The 14,463-nt window shown below is 72.3% G+C and carries 15 protein-coding genes; 4 read left to right on the top strand and 11 right to left on the bottom strand.

Annotated features, from left to right (window positions below; translation table 11 throughout):
- The first annotated feature begins 5 nt into the window (after positions 1-5).
- Entirely contained in the window at positions 6-842 is an 837-nt protein-coding gene (locus tag ABH926_RS14180) for a class I SAM-dependent methyltransferase (RefSeq protein WP_370365981.1), read from the top strand.
- A 5-nt stretch (positions 843-847) separates the two neighbouring features.
- Here ABH926_RS14180 and ABH926_RS14175 read toward each other — a convergent pair whose 3' ends face one another.
- The 10 genes from ABH926_RS14175 to ABH926_RS14130 all read right to left on the bottom strand — a co-directional run bounded on the left by ABH926_RS14175 (position 848) and on the right by ABH926_RS14130 (position 9,762).
- Positions 848-1,531 carry a vancomycin high temperature exclusion protein gene (locus ABH926_RS14175; protein WP_370365980.1) on the bottom strand — a complete coding sequence of 228 codons (684 nt, stop codon included), beginning with the start codon at positions 1,529-1,531 and terminating at the stop codon, positions 848-850.
- A 77-nt stretch (positions 1,532-1,608) separates the two neighbouring features.
- Positions 1,609-2,274, bottom strand: coding sequence for a MerR family transcriptional regulator (locus ABH926_RS14170; protein ID WP_370365979.1), 666 nt, complete (start codon positions 2,272-2,274; stop codon positions 1,609-1,611).
- A gap of 371 nt (positions 2,275-2,645) precedes the next feature.
- On the bottom strand, positions 2,646-3,116 hold the full coding sequence (locus ABH926_RS14165; protein WP_012787332.1) for a bifunctional nuclease family protein: 471 nt from the start codon (positions 3,114-3,116) through the stop codon (positions 2,646-2,648).
- Between the two features lie 10 nt (positions 3,117-3,126).
- Positions 3,127-4,425, bottom strand: coding sequence for a MerR family transcriptional regulator (locus ABH926_RS14160; RefSeq protein WP_370365978.1), 1,299 nt, complete (start codon positions 4,423-4,425; stop codon positions 3,127-3,129).
- Between the two features lie 82 nt (positions 4,426-4,507).
- Positions 4,508-5,050, bottom strand: coding sequence for an FHA domain-containing protein (locus tag ABH926_RS14155; RefSeq protein WP_370365977.1), 543 nt, complete (start codon positions 5,048-5,050; stop codon positions 4,508-4,510).
- Positions 5,051-5,523: 473 nt separating this feature from the next.
- A complete protein-coding gene (gcvH, locus tag ABH926_RS14150) occupies positions 5,524-5,904 on the bottom strand; it encodes a glycine cleavage system protein GcvH (protein WP_370365976.1) in 381 nt (126 codons plus the stop codon).
- A gap of 127 nt (positions 5,905-6,031) precedes the next feature.
- A complete protein-coding gene (locus tag ABH926_RS14145) occupies positions 6,032-7,732 on the bottom strand; it encodes a DUF881 domain-containing protein (RefSeq protein WP_370365975.1) in 1,701 nt (566 codons plus the stop codon).
- A gap of 14 nt (positions 7,733-7,746) precedes the next feature.
- Entirely contained in the window at positions 7,747-8,079 is a 333-nt protein-coding gene (locus ABH926_RS14140) for a small basic family protein (protein ID WP_370365974.1), read from the bottom strand.
- Between the two features lie 181 nt (positions 8,080-8,260).
- Complete coding sequence (locus ABH926_RS14135) at positions 8,261-9,130, bottom strand: DUF881 domain-containing protein (protein WP_370365973.1); 870 nt, start codon at positions 9,128-9,130, stop codon at positions 8,261-8,263.
- A 50-nt stretch (positions 9,131-9,180) separates the two neighbouring features.
- Entirely contained in the window at positions 9,181-9,762 is a 582-nt protein-coding gene (locus ABH926_RS14130) for a CDP-alcohol phosphatidyltransferase family protein (protein ID WP_370366323.1), read from the bottom strand.
- Between the two features lie 1,030 nt (positions 9,763-10,792).
- Here ABH926_RS14130 and ABH926_RS14125 point away from each other — a divergent pair.
- The 3 genes from ABH926_RS14125 to ABH926_RS14115 all read left to right on the top strand — a co-directional run bounded on the left by ABH926_RS14125 (position 10,793) and on the right by ABH926_RS14115 (position 13,175).
- Complete coding sequence (locus tag ABH926_RS14125) at positions 10,793-11,368, top strand: MarR family winged helix-turn-helix transcriptional regulator (RefSeq protein ID WP_370340186.1); 576 nt, start codon at positions 10,793-10,795, stop codon at positions 11,366-11,368.
- A 134-nt stretch (positions 11,369-11,502) separates the two neighbouring features.
- Positions 11,503-11,982, top strand: coding sequence for a Zn-ribbon domain-containing OB-fold protein (locus ABH926_RS14120; protein WP_370365972.1), 480 nt, complete (start codon positions 11,503-11,505; stop codon positions 11,980-11,982).
- Positions 11,979-13,175, top strand: coding sequence for a lipid-transfer protein (locus ABH926_RS14115; protein WP_370365971.1), 1,197 nt, complete (start codon positions 11,979-11,981; stop codon positions 13,173-13,175). Before ABH926_RS14120 ends, ABH926_RS14115 begins: the two co-directional genes overlap by 4 nt.
- Positions 13,176-13,267: 92 nt before the next feature.
- On the opposite strand, the gene ABH926_RS14110 is transcribed toward ABH926_RS14115, so the two are convergent.
- Entirely contained in the window at positions 13,268-14,287 is a 1,020-nt protein-coding gene (locus ABH926_RS14110) for a ketopantoate reductase family protein (RefSeq protein WP_370365970.1), read from the bottom strand.
- Positions 14,288-14,463: the final 176 nt, after the last annotated feature.

Raw genomic sequence — 14,463 nt, 5'->3', positions numbered from 1 at the left:
CCGCCATGACGACAACCGCAGCCCAAGAGGCGTTCCTGCAAGCCTTCCACGCCGAACACCCCGCGGTGACCTCGGAGATGCTGGGCCGCGGCCACGCCCCGGACGGCCGCTCCAGCTACGAGATGCTGCGCGACCGGGTCGCCGGCCGCAGGCGCGTGCTGGACCTGGGCTGCGGCGACGGCCTGCTGCTGGAGCTGCTGGCCGAGGAGGACGGCAGGCAGCTCGCCGGCGTGGACCTGTCCGCGCGGTCGCTGGAGCTGGCGCGGCGCCGGCCGGCGCTGTCCGGACCCGATGTCAGGCTGGAAGTCGCACGGGCCCAGCAGCTCCCCTTCGCCGACGACAACTTCGACGCGTGCGTCTGTCACATGGCGCTGATGCTGATGGCGGACATCGAGCAGGTCGCCGCCGAACTGGCCCGGGTCCTGACGCCCGGCGGGGTTCTGGCGTGCGTGGTGGGCGGTGGAGTCGTCGGCGGCGCGGCTTACGACCGATTCCGCGCCGTGTTCCAGGAGGCGCTCGACGACCTGCCCGCGGCACAGCTCGTCCCGGCGTTGGGCGACAGCAGGACCCGCGGCCGTGAAGGGTTCGACGAGATCCTCGCCCCGACCGGCTTCGCGCCGGCCGACTGGGAGACCGTCGTCATCGACCTGAGCGGTCCGGTGGACGAGGTCTGGACCGGCCTGACCGGTCTCTACACCTTCGATCCGCTCGATGAGGAGGCCATGGAGCGGCTGCGCGAAGCCTTCCTCGCCGAGACCCGCGAAACGGCCGCGCCGGACGGAACCGTCCCGTTCGCCTTCCGGATCCACATCGCGACAGCGCGGCTGCGCGAGGAGATCTAGGGGGTCTAGGAAATCCTGGCCGCCGCGAGCGCCGTGGCCACGCTAGTCTCCCTCTTCCCCAGCACCGGATCCGGCTGGAACGCCGCCTGCCCCCAGGCCTTGATCCCGGCCAGCACCTCGCGCGCGGAGTCGTGGACCATCTCGCTCTCCCCGGCCACCGACTCCCCGGTGTCGGCGACGCCGTACCCGTCGATGCCCGCGGCGCGGCACAGCAGCAGCGCGCGCGGCAGGTGGAAGTCCTGGGTGACCAGGGTGGCGTGGTCGACCCCGAAGATCTTCTTGGCCCGCGCGCACGAGGCCCAGGTGTCGAAGCCCGCGAAGTCCCGGACGATGCGCGCCGCCGGCACGCCGTGGTTCACCAGGTACTGGCGCATGACGGTCGGCTCGTCGTAGTCCGGGCGGGAATTGTCGCCGGTCACCAGGATGACCGTGACCTTGCCGCGGCGGTACAGGTCCAGGGCGACGTCCAGGCGCCGTGACAGGTACGGCGAGGGCTTGCCGCCGGGCGCCCCCGCGCCGAAGACGATCGCGACCGGCTCGTACGGCACCGAGGCCGCGCTGCGCTGATAGGAGGACGCGTACGCCCGGACGGCGGTCACCGGCGCGAACATCAGGACCACCGCGAGCACGGCGGCCTGGTACAGCCGGCGCTGGCTCGTGCGGGCCCGCGGCAGCGGGATTCGGGTCACGTCGGGTAGACGCGGAGCAGCCGATCGCGGTTGCACCAGACGGATGACTGGACGGCCCGGACGGACCGGCCGCGGTCTCAGACCGCCCTTATCCGCCGCCGGCGCGCCAGCTCGTCCACGGCTCCGCCGGCCTGCGGCTCCTCGCCGGAACCGTTGCCGGTGCTGCTTCCGGCGCCCGGGCCCACCGCGCCCGAGCCCACCGCGGCCGAGCCGCCGGGGGCGTCGCCGCCCTCGCCGGCACCGGGGAATTGCTTCAGCGTGCCCTCGACCTCGCGGCACACCGCGTCCACGGCGATCCCGAACACCCCCTGGCCGCCCTGCACCAGGTCGAACACCTCGTCCGGGGACGTGCACTCGTAGACGCTGGCCCCGTCGCTCATCAGGGTGACGCCGGCCAGGTCGGCCTCGCCGCGGGCGCGCAGGTAGCCGACCGCGATCCGGATGTTCTGCAGCGAGACGCCGGTGTCCAGCAGCCGCTTGACGATCTTCAGCGCGATGATGTCGCGGAAGCTGTACAGCCGCTGCGACCCGGAGCCCGAGGCGGACCGGATCGAGGGCTCGACCAGGCCGGTCCGGGCCCAGTAGTCCAGCTGGCGGTAGGTGATCCCGGCCGCCGCGCAGGCCGTCGGCCCGCGGTAGCCGGCCTGCGGCCGCGCCGCGGAGGCGGGGGCGGCCGGCAGGTCGCCCGGTCCGACCGCGCGCGGGAACCCGCTCCCGCCCAAAGCGCCCGTCGTCCCGGTCATGTGCTTGGCCTTCCGCTTGAACAGCCCCAGTGAGGGAACCCACGCCGATCCGTCTTGTCGGGAAAGATCCCTCGCCCGGATTCCTTGACGTCGATCAGTCTCCGCAAACCCCGGCGGGGTCGGCGATCGGCCCCGGCGGCCTCGACGGCCGGCGTAGGCCGTCCGGGCCACGGTCTCGGCTCACCCCTCCAGTCACGTCTTGCCGCTAGCTGTCTTCGACCGTATGCGCGGCACCCGGCACCGGTCAACGACATCGCCTGGGAGGCATCGGGCGTGTCTTCGTGAATCGGACTATCCGACCTTCACGGCCACCCCGCGACGGCATGGCACACCCGGGCAGCAGACCCGCGCAAGACCCCCGCACGGCCCGCTCAGGCGCCGAAGTCCTCCGGCGAGACCTGGTCCAGGAACTCTCTGAACCGCTCGACCTCGACCTCGTCCTCCTGCTCGTCGGGAATCAGGATGCTGCTCTCGGCGAGCACTTCCTCGGCCCCGTAGATGGTCGCGCCGGTGCGCAGCGCGAGCGCGATCGCGTCCGAGGGGCGCGCGCTCACCTGCAGGCCGCCGTCGAAGACCAGTTCGGCGTAGAAGACCATGTCGCGCATCGCGGTGATGCGGACCTCCAGCAGCTGCCTGCCGAAGGCGGCCAGCACGTCCCGGAACAGGTCGTGGGTCAGCGGGCGCGGCGGCGTGACGCCCTGCTGGGCCAGCGCGATGGCCGAGGCCTCGTTGGCCCCGATCCAGATCGGCAGATACCGCTCGCCGCTCACCTCGCGCAGCAGGACGATCGTCTGGTTGGACGGCATCTCGACGCGGACGCCGACGACGTCGAGTTCGTTCACGGTGTCCACCCTATCGCGCTGCGGGCCCGCCGGGCATGCCGGGGTTCCGGGAAGATTCCCGGGATGCCGGTGCGGATGGGGCCGGTGAGGTCTCGGCGGCGGGCGGCGGGCTGCCGATCGCCGTGGTCGTGGCGTGCGCGGCGGCCGTGGTCGCGGTGTGCGCAGTCGTCGTGGTCGCGGGGTGGCCGGCCGTCGTGGTCGCGGCGTGCGGGGCCGTGACAGTCGTGGCGGTCGCAGCCGACGGACCGGACGCGGCGGCGGCGTCCTCAGCACCGACCGGGGCACTGTGCGGGCCCTGCGGGGCCTGTGCCGCCGGGACCGCGCCGCCGGCCAGCTCGGCCCGCAGCAGCGCCGCGTAGAGCTTCACAGCCGCCACTGAGGCCTCCGCGGTGCGCGAGGCCGCCCGGGAGGCCGCGGCCTGGCGCCCGGAGCCGGTGACCCCGTCGTGGCGCCGGGTCGGCAGCAGGGTGCCGAGCAGCCCCGCGGTGTTGCGCGCGCCGGTCAGCAGCGGACGCAGATGCCGGGGTTCGAGCCCGTATTCGGTCAGCGCCGAGGCCGCGCGGGCGATGAACACCGCGTCGCCGCCGTAGTCCTCGGCGTTCGGCAGCAGGCCGTAGGCGATCAGGTCGGCGACGAAGGACCCGGACACACCGGCGGTGCGGGCCAGGCCGTCGCGGCCCAGGTGCAGCTCGCCGACGTCGGACCGGGCGGCCGCGTAGAACGCCGGATCGGCGACGGTGGCCGCGCGGTTCAGCGGCTGCGGGAGCGGCGGCAACGGCGGGGTCAGGGTGGAGGGGGGAGGCAGCGGCGGACGGGACCGGCCGGCGGCGCTCGGTGCGGTTCCGCCGGACGGGGCCGCAGCGTCGACTGTGCCGGCCGCGCCAGCCGCGCCGGCCGTGTCAGCCGTGCCGGCCATGCCCGCCGAGGACGAGGCCCGTGCCCGGACCCCGGCGGCCCCGGGCCGGTGCGCCCCGGCCTCGAAGTCCGGATCCGTCCCGGCCGCCGGGTCGGCCCCCGAGGTCAGCGCGGTCACTATGGCGTCGGCGTCCCCGGCCGTCACCCGCGGCCCGTCGGCCGCCAGGTGCTGCCTGATCACCTTCAGCGGCAGGTACTGGTCACGCTGGGCGGCCAGCACCCAGCGCAGCTTCTCGACGTCCTCCTCGGAGAAGCGCCGGTAGCCCGCCGGGGTCCGGCCGGGGCTGATCAGCCCGCCGCTCTCCAGATAGCGGATCTTGGACACGGTCAAGTCCGGGAAGTCCGCGGCCAGCCGGCCGATGACTTCGCCGATGGTGAGCGCCTCGCCGGACACGCCGCTCTCCTGCCTTTCCTGCCGGGCCCCCCTCGCTTGACGCCGGCCCGCCGCCAGGCCGCGGGGCGCGGCCGGCACCGGGTCAGCCCGCGTGGAACACCAGGCGGTACTTGCCGACCTGCACCTCGTCGCCGTCGCGCAGCAGCGCCTCCTGGATCAGGTTGCGGTCGACGTAGGTGCCGTTGAGGCTCCCGACGTCGCGCACCAGGAAACCCTGCGCGCTGCGTACGAACTCGGCGTGGCGGCGCGAGACGGTGACGTCGTCGAGGAAGATGTCGCTGTCCGGGCTGCGGCCGACCGTGGTGACGTCGGCGTCCAGCAGGAACCGGCTGCCGGCGTTCGGCCCGCGCCGCACCACCAGCAGGGCCGAACCGGCCGGAAGCGCGGCCAGCGCCTCCCGGTCGGCCGGGCCCAGGCCCACCCGCTCGGTGTCCTCCGTGCCGCCGACCTCCGCCTCGGCGGCCGTCTCGACGCCGACGAGGGACATCGTCGAGGTCCGCTCCGCAGCACCCTCGGGCACCAAGGGGTCGCCCGGGAGCGGGGACTCGGCCAAGGCGGTGCCGCAGTGCGAGCAGAAGCGGCTCCCCGCTTGGTTGGCGTTCCCGCACCTGGTGCAGAACGGCATGTCGTGGGCCTCCCGGAGTATTCCTGTGGCGGTAGTGGCTGCCGCCTGCGTTGGTCGCAACTTATGGGGCGGCTCTCGTCGAGGTCAACCGGAACGCGCCGAGACCCCTCCACTTTCGCCCACCCGTCACCCACCGCCACCCGTTACGGAGACGCTTGCGCGTCGCAGTGTTCGATGACTGACATCCCAGTTTCCTTCCCAGATTACGACGTCTCAGGCCTCGAATCAGCTATGACCGGTCGGCGCGGCGCCGGAAAGTGGAAAAGCGGAGGGGGGGGGGCCGGGGGGGCCCCCCCCCCCCCCCCCCCCCCCCCCCCCCGCCCCCCCCCCGCGCCCCCGCCCCCCGCCGCCCCCCCCCCCCCCCCCCCCCCCCCCCCCCCCCGCGGGGCGGCGGGGGGGGGGGGGGGCGGGGGGCCGCCGGGGGGGGGGGGGGGCCGGGCCCCCCCCCCCCCCCCCCCCCCCGCCCACGCGGTTCACCCCGCGATGGAGGCCTCGTAGCCCTTGGCATCCAGCAGGGCCTCGACCTCGGAGGCGTCGTCGGGCTCGACGTCGAAGATCCAGCCCTCGCCGTACGGGTCGGAGTTCACCAGCTCCGGCGAGGCGTCCAGCTCGGCGTTCACGGCCGTGACGGTGCCGGTCAGCGGGGCGAACAGGTCGCTGACGCTCTTGGTGGACTCCAGCTCGCCGCACGGCTCACCGGCGGTGATCTTCGAGCCGACCTCGGGCAGCTGCACGAAGACGATGTCGCCCAACTGCTCCTGGGCGTAGTCGGTGATCCCGACGCGGACGCTGTCGGCGTCGCCGGAGCGGACCCACTCGTGCTCGGCGGTGTACTTCAGCTCTTCGGGGGTCATCGGCTTCTTTGCCGCCCTTTCCTCACACGGTTTCGACGGCGCGGCGGCCGCCGCGGGCTGCTGGGCCCGCGGTCATATTCTGGACCATGCACGGGCCCGCGGCGCACCGGGCCTGAGGGGCCCGTGCTCACCCGGCCTTGGCGTAGTCCGGATTCGGCGCCGGCGCCACCGCGTCCACCAGCACCTGCCCGGGCGTGATCGTCACGTTGGCCCCCTGGGTCTTCACGGTCGCCACCACCCCGCCGGGGATCTGCATGGCCGGCCCGAGCGTGTTCGGGTCGCCGATCACCTTGTAGACGTAGGGCTTGGCCAGCTCGTGCCCGTCCAGCGCGATCCCGCCGTCGGGGGCGTCGACGAAGGACGAGGAGACGACCACGCGCACGTCGTCCACCTGCACCACCTCGGCCCCGGCGGCCCGCAGCTCCTCCAGCGCGTTGAGCAACGTCGCGGACTTCAGCTGCCCCTGCGGATCGGTGATGGTCATGGTGATGCCGGACCCCTTGGCCTTGACCGTCCCGGCGAGGATCTGCAGATCCTTGGCCTTCTGCTGGGCCTGCGCCAAAGCGGCCTGCGCCTTGTCGGCGCTGTCCTGGATCGCCGCGTTCTGCGTCTCCAGGTTGCGCAGCTCGGCATCCAGACTCTGGCCCCGCGAGGTCACCTCGTCGAGGATGTTCACCAGATCGTCGGCCCGCGCACCCCGCAGAATCTCGTCGGAGGTGTTGGTGGCCCGCACCTGGATCGCCAAAGCCGCGCCCAAAGCAGCCAGCAGCACACCGACCACCGCCTGGTTGCGCGACAGCCGCGGCGGCCACAGCGCGGCGAACAGCCGCCGACGCCCCAGCGAGACCGACGGCGCGGCCGGCTTGCCGGGCACACCGGACCCGGAACCGGACGCGACCGAGGCGGCCACGGCGGCAGCGGCCGGGCTGGCGGGACTGGCAGGACTGGCCGGCCCGACCGGACGGACCCCGGGACGCGGCCCGGGAGCCGGTCGGCGGCGCGGACCCTGCTCCCCCGACTGCGGATGCCCCGCGGCACGCCGCGGATCCTGCCCCGGCGCGGGACGGCGCGGAGGCTGCCCGCCGGGACCGGGGGCGGGACGCCGGCGGGGCGGCTCGCCGGGCGTACGACGGCGGAGCGGGGACTCGCCTTCGGTGCCCTTGGCGGAGTCCTCCGGAAGCATGTCCCGGAGATTCACGGTCTCGGCGGACTCCGGACGCGGGCGAGCGGATTCGGCGCCGGTGTCGGCAGTGGGCTCTTCGGGAAGCACGTCGCGGAGGTTCACGGTCGCGGCGAGATCCACCGGCTCGGCGGGCTTCTCGGGCTCGGCGGGCTTCTCGGGCTGAGCAGACTCACTCTCGCCACCGGCCTCTACGGCCTTCTCCGCCTGCGCCGGCTCACCTTCGGCAGGCTTGTCCGAGCGAGCAGGCTGGCTCTCCTCGGCGGCTTCGACAGGCTCCTCCGGCTGGGGCTCGGTCGGCTTGTCGCTCTCGCCGCCCACCTCGGCAGCCTTCTCCGCCTGACCGGACTCGCTCTCACCCCCGGCCTCGTCACCGCTCTCGGCAGCCGACTCCTGAGCCTTCAACGTCTCAGGGGACATCTGCCCGCGATGCTTATGCCGCTCGGCCTTGGCCTTGGCCTCGGCCTTCTCCGCCTCCAGACTCCGGAGATCCATGGTCTCGGCCAGATTCGCCTCGGCCCCGGTCTCGCCCTCGCCCTCACCCTCCTCAGGCCGCACCTTCGGCGTGAACGGATCGCGCTCCTCGTCCCCGTTCCCCGCCCCCGACTCCGGATCCCGGTCCGGCTCGTTCCCCGGCCGCGTCTGCACCCAGCGCTCCGTTCTCAGGCGTGGAAGATGTGGCGGCGGATGGCCGCGGCGTTGGAGAAGATGCGGATGCCCAGCACCACCACGACGCCGGTGGTCAGCTGGGAGCCGACGCCGAGCTGGTCGCCGAGGTACACGATGAGCGCGGCCACCAGCACGTTGGAGACGAAGGAGACCACGAACACCTTGTCGTCGAAGATCCCGTCCAGCAGGGCGCGCAGGCCGCCGAACACCGCGTCCAGCGCCGCCACCACGGCGATCGGCAGGTAGGGCGCCAGCCCCCCGGGCACGGTGGGGTGGAAGACCACCCCCGCGATCACGCCGATCACCAATCCGATCGCCGCGATCACGGCGCCCTCCAAGTCATCTCGGTCATCTCGGCCATTTCGGTCTCGGTCACAGTCACTGTCGATCCCGGCCCGGGCCAGGGATGGTCCGTCTCGGGCGCCGACGGCCTCGGGGCCTGATTCGGTGACCGCCCGGTTCGGGGAAACTGCTGGGGCCACCGTACCGAACCCCCGGCACCGTTCCTCACGGCACCGGCACCGCGTCGCTCAGTGTCAGCTGCGTGGCCGCCGGCAGGTTCAGCTTGTCCTTGGTGTTCGTGGTGAAGCCGATGCCGTACTGCGACTTCAGCGCGAACAGGTAGCGGCCGTCGGCACCGTCGGCGAACTTGGCCGCCATCGACTTCGGGTCGCCGATCGCCTGGATCGTGTACGGCGGCGACAGCGGGCGGAAGTCCACCATGATCGCCGAGCCCGCGGTGCGGATCGCCGACAGCGCGGTGAGCCGCTGGCCGTTGATGGCGATCGCCTCCGCGCCGGCCGCCCACAGGCCGTTCGCCGTGTGCTGCAGGTCCACGTCCAGGACCCGGCTCGCGCTGTTGCTGGTCTGCCGCGGGTCGCTGCTGGCCGAGGAGTCGGCCCCGGCGGCGTCGTTGAGCACCACCTCCAGCCCCGGCCCGGTCACCGGGGAGGCGCCGGTGGCCACCGCCATCGCGGTGAACGCCTTGCCCTGCTCCGGGCCCAGCGCCTCGGCCTGCGCGGCCTGCAGCTGCCCGCGCAGCGCGGAGATCATGGATTCGTCGGCCGAGTTCTTGCGCTCGCCCTCCTGCACCCGCGAGATCAGCTGCTGCCGCTCCCGCTCCACCGCCGGGGCCTCGCGGTGAGTCTGGATCGCCGCGATCACCAGCACCAGCGCGACGGCCGCCACCCCGAACAGCACGGTCGGCGACATGCGCTTGGTCCAGTGGCTTGTGCCGGCATCGGGTTCGCCGGCGGCCTTGCGCCGCGCCGCGGTCTCGGCGTACCCGGGGTCCAGGGTGTCGTTGAGCAGGTTGGTGAGCAACGACATCGAGGCGTCGCGGCGCGGGGTGCTCCGGACGTCGGGCGGCGTGGGCATGGAGGCCATCTTGACATGCTCCCCGCACGCCGCGCGCGACGGCGTGCGCCTCAGCGCCCGGTGCCGCGGGTGAGCTGCCGGGCCTGCACGAAGTACATGCCGCCGGCCAACAGGTACAGCGCGGTCCCCCACCCGACGAACGCCCACCCGAAGATGTTGGCGATGTCGGTCAGGTGGTTGGGCTTCTCGCTGATCTGCCCGAGCAGCAGCAGCGGGAAGGCGTAGAGCAGGTTGAACGTCGCCGCCTTGCCCAGGAAGTGCACCGGCAAGGCCACCCCGTATCCGGCCTTGCGCAGCTTCGGCGAGATCAGCACCAGCATCGCCACGTCCCGGCCGACCAGCACGATCGGCAGCCACAACGGGATGATCTGCCGCACCGTCAGCCCGACCAGCGTGGCCAGGATGTACAGCCGGTCGGCCAGCGGGTCGATCATCGCGCCGAACTTGGTCATCTGGTTCCAGCGCCGGGCCAGCTTGCCGTCCAGCCAGTCGGAGAAACCGGACAGCGCCAGGATGACCAGCGCCCAGACGTCGTACTTCGGGCCGCCGTAGTACGGCGACAGGATCAGGCCCAGGAACAGCGGGACGCCGGCCAGCCGGGCCAGGCTGATCAGGTTCGGGATGGTGAAGATGCGGTTGGAGACCTCGAGGTCGTCCTCGCCGTCGCCGTAGTCGTCGCCGTGGCCGCCCTGGCCGCCCTGGCCGCCGTGGTCGTCGTGGCCGCCGTGGTCGTCGTGGCCGTCGTGGCCGTCGTGGCCGTCGTGGCCGTCGTACGCGCCGCCGTGGCCGTGGCCCTGGCCGCCGTCGTCGTACCCGTCCTCGTCATAGCCGTCGTCGCCGTACCCGTCGCCCTGGTACCCCTCTTCGTGGTACCCGCCGTCGTGGTAGCCGCCGTTCTCGTAGGAACCGTCGTCGTAGTCGCCCTGGTAATCGTTGACGTTGACGGTGGCGTCGTCGTCCGGGGAACCGTAGCCGGCCTGGTATGGGTCGTGCTCGTAGCCGTACCCGTCGTCGTAGTCGCCCGCCCTGCCTCGATTCACAGGGAGAACTTTAGGCGATCAGCGGCTGGGCCTGGGCCATCGGTACACGTCCGCCGGGGGTTGTGCCAAGAAACGGCAAAGTCTGGTTCAAGAAGTACGCCATGATCATCAACTCAGCGTGTCCAAGCGGTAGCCTTCGTGATGCAGGACCGGCCGACCCACCGCACCAGCCCGCACGGTGTCGCCGAGTACGAAACCGCTCCACCCGCGCCCTGTCTCCCTCTCCCCCCAGGTGATCCGGCAGCGCGGGTGGAGCGCTCAGTATCAGGCCTGCAGACAACCGAACACACCCCCCTTCACGGGCTCCACTCCCCCCGCACAGGAGCCCGGCCCCGGTCCTTGCGCACCTCAGGGCCCTGTTTCGCGCTGCGCCGCGGCCGGCTACCCGCCGGTAACGGCGTCTTCGGCGTGCCTGCGTGTATAGCCTCAATCGGCTGAACTCAACATCCGTAAATCTGCGTACACAGATCTACAGCGCAGACCCGCTGTCGGAGTGCCCTTTCCGTGAATATGATGGGCTTGAACAAGTCCATTCCACTCGACACGCAACATGAGCGCTGTCACCGCGTTGGCGGGAACGCGGCAGTGGGTGGCACCAACACGCAAGGGGGGAAGACCCGCTGTGTCAGAACACACATCTGTACACACCGCCGAGCACGAGGACGAGGACGAGCAGGAACTGGTCCCGGCCACCGGCGGATCGCTCGCCGGCCGAGGCCATCGCCCGGTCCGTTACCGGCCCTCCACGGGCTATCTGCCGTGGCTGCTCACCATGTGCGACCGTGAGCTCGCCCGGCACATGACACGCCTGCTCGCCGAACTCGACCTCACCGAGGCCCAGTACGGCGTCCTGCAGGCACTGGTCCACCTGCGCCGCGCCTCCTCGGCGACGCTGGCCCGCTCGGTCTCGGTGACGCCGCAGGCCATGGTCGGGCTGGTGGCCGCGCTGGAGCGCAAGGGCTACATCACCCGCGAGTTCGGCCGTGGGGCCGGCCGCGTCATCGACGCGGAGGTCACCGCACGCGGCAAGGAGGCCTATGAGGCCGCCAAGCGCCGGGTGCGGGCCCTGGACCGCTCGCTGCGCCGCTCGTACACCGACGAGGAGTTCGACCAGCTCGTCGGCCTGCTGGAGCGTCTGCCGGGCGTGCTCGGCCGGCTCGACGACCAGCGCGGAAGCCGCCGTCGCGCCGACGACTGAGGCACGCGAGAACGCCACCTTCTCTTCACCGGCCCCGTCCACTGTCTCTTTCCCAGTGGAAGACGCCGGGTACTGAACGGAACCACCGCGGGCTGACGTTCCCGGAGCGACCAATCTGATATACCGTCAGATCCATGACTGACGGCATACCGGCCGCTCCGGGAACCGAAGGATGGTTCCGCGAGAGTCCGGACGGCTTCGTCCTGCTGGCCGGCCGCTGCACCGCGTGCGGCGCCCTGAGCTTCCCTCCCCGGACCGTCCCCGGCTGCCCCGACCCCGGCTGCGAGGGTCTGGACCAGAGCCCGGAACCGCTGTCCACCACCGGGACCCTGTGGTCGTACACCGACGCCCGGTACGCTCCCCCGCCGCCCTATCCGCGGCCCCCGGATACCGAGTTCTCCCCCTATGCGCTGGCCGCCGTCGAGCTGGCCGCCGAGCGGATGATCGTGCTCGGCCAGGTCGCCCCGGACATCCCGGCCGAGGCGCTCCGGGTCGGAATGACCATGGAATTGGCCCCCGGAACCCTCCTTTCCTCTACGGGCGTTGAGGAAAGGGTCTGGAATTGGCGCCCCGTTGCTGGATATGACGCATACACCGGGGAGGCGCACGCATGAGCGGCATGGACTCCGTCGCCGTGGCCGGCGTCGGCATGCACCCCTGGGGCGCGTGGGGAAAACCCTTCGCCGAATACGGCTCGGTCGCGGCCCGCGCCGCGCTGGCCGACGCGGGCCTGGGCTGGCGTGACGTCCAGCTGGTGGTCGGCGGCGAGACGATCCGCAACGGCTACCCGGGCTTCGTCGCGGGCTCGGCCCTGTCCCAGGCCCTGGGCTGGCACGGCGCGCCGGTGGCCAGCTGCTACGCGGCGTGCGCCACCGGGGCGCAGGCGCTGTCCACCGCGCGCGCCCACATCCTGGCCGGCCTGGCCGACGTGGTCCTGGTGGTCGGCGCGGACACCACCCCTAAGGGCTTCTTCGCCCCGGTCGGGGGCGACCGCCCCGACGACCCGGACTGGCTCCGCTTCCGCCTGCTCGGCGCGACGAACCCGGCGTACTTCGGCCTGTACGCCCGCCGCCGCATGGCGCTGTGCGGCTCGACCGAGGCCGACTTCGCCGCGGTGAAGGTGAAGAACGCCCGCGCCGGCGCCCTGAACCCGTACGCGCGCTTCCGGGCGGAGGTCGACGCCGAGACGGTCCTGAACTCCCCGATGGTGAGCGACCCGCTGCGCCTGCTGCAGATCTGCGCCACCAGCGACGGCGCCGCAGCGGTCGTCCTGACGTCGGAGGACTACGCGCGCCGGCTGAACAAGGACGCGGTGCGCATCCGCGCCATCTCAGCGCCCACGCCGACGTACCCGAGAACGGTCCCGGACTTCCCGTATCTGGCTTCTGACTCCATGGCCACGGCCGCGCCGGCGGCACGCACCTTCCGCGAGTCGCTGGCGCACGCGGCGTACGAGGCCGCGGGCATCGGCCCGGAGGACGTGGACCTCGCAGAGGTCTACGACCTGACGACCGCGATGGAGCTGGACTGGTACGAGGAGATCGGCCTGTGCGCCCCCGGCGACGCGGAGAAACTGCTGCACGAGGGCGCGACCGCGCTCGGCGGCCGGGTGCCGGTCAACGCCAGCGGCGGTCTGAGCTCCTTCGGCGAGGCGATCCCGGCGCAGGCCATCGCGCAGGTCTGCGAGCTGACCCGGCAGCTGCGCGGGGATGCCGGGGACCGGCAGGTGGCGGGGGCCCGGGTCGGGGTCGCGGTGAATCAGGGCTTGTTCGGGCACGGTTCGGCCATCGTGGTAGGGCGGGCTTAGGCCTCGACCACAAGCACATGCACGTTCACCGCCGCCTCACGCTTGCGAGCGTGAGGCGGCGGTGAACGTGTTTCAGCGCTCAGCTTCCTGTTTCAGCGCTCAGTTTCCTGTGCCCGCGCCACCAGCTCCGCCAACTCCGCGATCGGCAGGCTCCCCGGAGCCCGCCCCTCGGCGACGAACTGCGCGCTCAGCCGCTGCATCAGAGCGTTGACCGGCGTGGGGACGCCGTGGGTGCGGCCGATGAGCGAGATCTCGCCGGACAGGTAGTCCGTCTCGATCGAGCCGGCGCCGCGGGCCAGGCTCTGCCAGCTGGAGCCGCCGCCGCGCGGGGTGCCGGGGATCTGGGCGAAGTTCATGCGCTCGCCCTGGACCGCCAGGCGCTCGGCCGTGTTGACGAAGGGGATGCCGGCGGCGTTCAGGGCTCGGATGCCCTCCTCGCGCGCGGTCTCGAACAGGCGCTCGGCCAGGGGCTCGTCCACACTCAGGTCGCTGACCGCCTCGACGGCGTTGCCCAGGTTGTTCAGCAGCTTGCCGTACTTCCACCGCATCACGTCGTCGACCACCGGCGCGTCGAAGCGGCTCTCGCTCAGGTCGTGGCCGATCTGCTTGATGACGTCGTCGACCCCGTCGGGGTAGCGGCCGACGGTGAGGATGCCGGACTGCGGCGTGCAGTTGGCCGCGACCACGCCCGGCTCCATGTGCAGCGAGGGCAGCCAGACGCAGAGCCCGTACACGTTCTGGAACAGGCGCAGCGCCGTACGCTCGTTCTCCACGCCGTTCTGCGCGCAGACCACGGGCAGCAGCTCGGCGGCCGTGCCGCCGCCGGCAACCGGGGCCGGCGCCCACTGGTTCAGTACGCTCGCGGTGTCCTGCGCCTTCACGCACAGCACGAGCACGTCGTCCCGCCGCAGCTCGCCGAGCTCGGCCGGGCCTGAGACGGCCGGGATCGGAAGCCGCAGGTCGGCGTCCGGGGTGATCAGGCGCAGCCCGTCCCTCTGCAACGCTTCAAGGTGCGCACCGCGCGCGACCAGGACCACGTCCCGCCCGGACTCGGCCAGCCGGCCGCCTATGGTCCCGCCGACCGCGCCGGCGCCGATGATGATGTAGCGCATCCTTCGGACTGTAGCGCTCGTGACCCCCCAATGAAGAGTCGAAAGAAAGTTCGTGAACAAGTGATTTTGCGATCTTGTGTCCTAGATGATTGAGTCCGAAGGCTGGGCTGGTCGTGGGCCTGCGTGACGGCATGGCGAAGGGTGTCGTTGTCTGTGTGTGAATACCGACCTCGACA

The organism is Catenulispora sp. GP43, from assembly GCF_041260665.1.
Taxonomy (GTDB): domain Bacteria; phylum Actinomycetota; class Actinomycetes; order Streptomycetales; family Catenulisporaceae; genus Catenulispora.
Note: the sequence above shows the minus strand (reverse complement) of the source record. Positions and strands in the feature narration are given on the sequence as shown.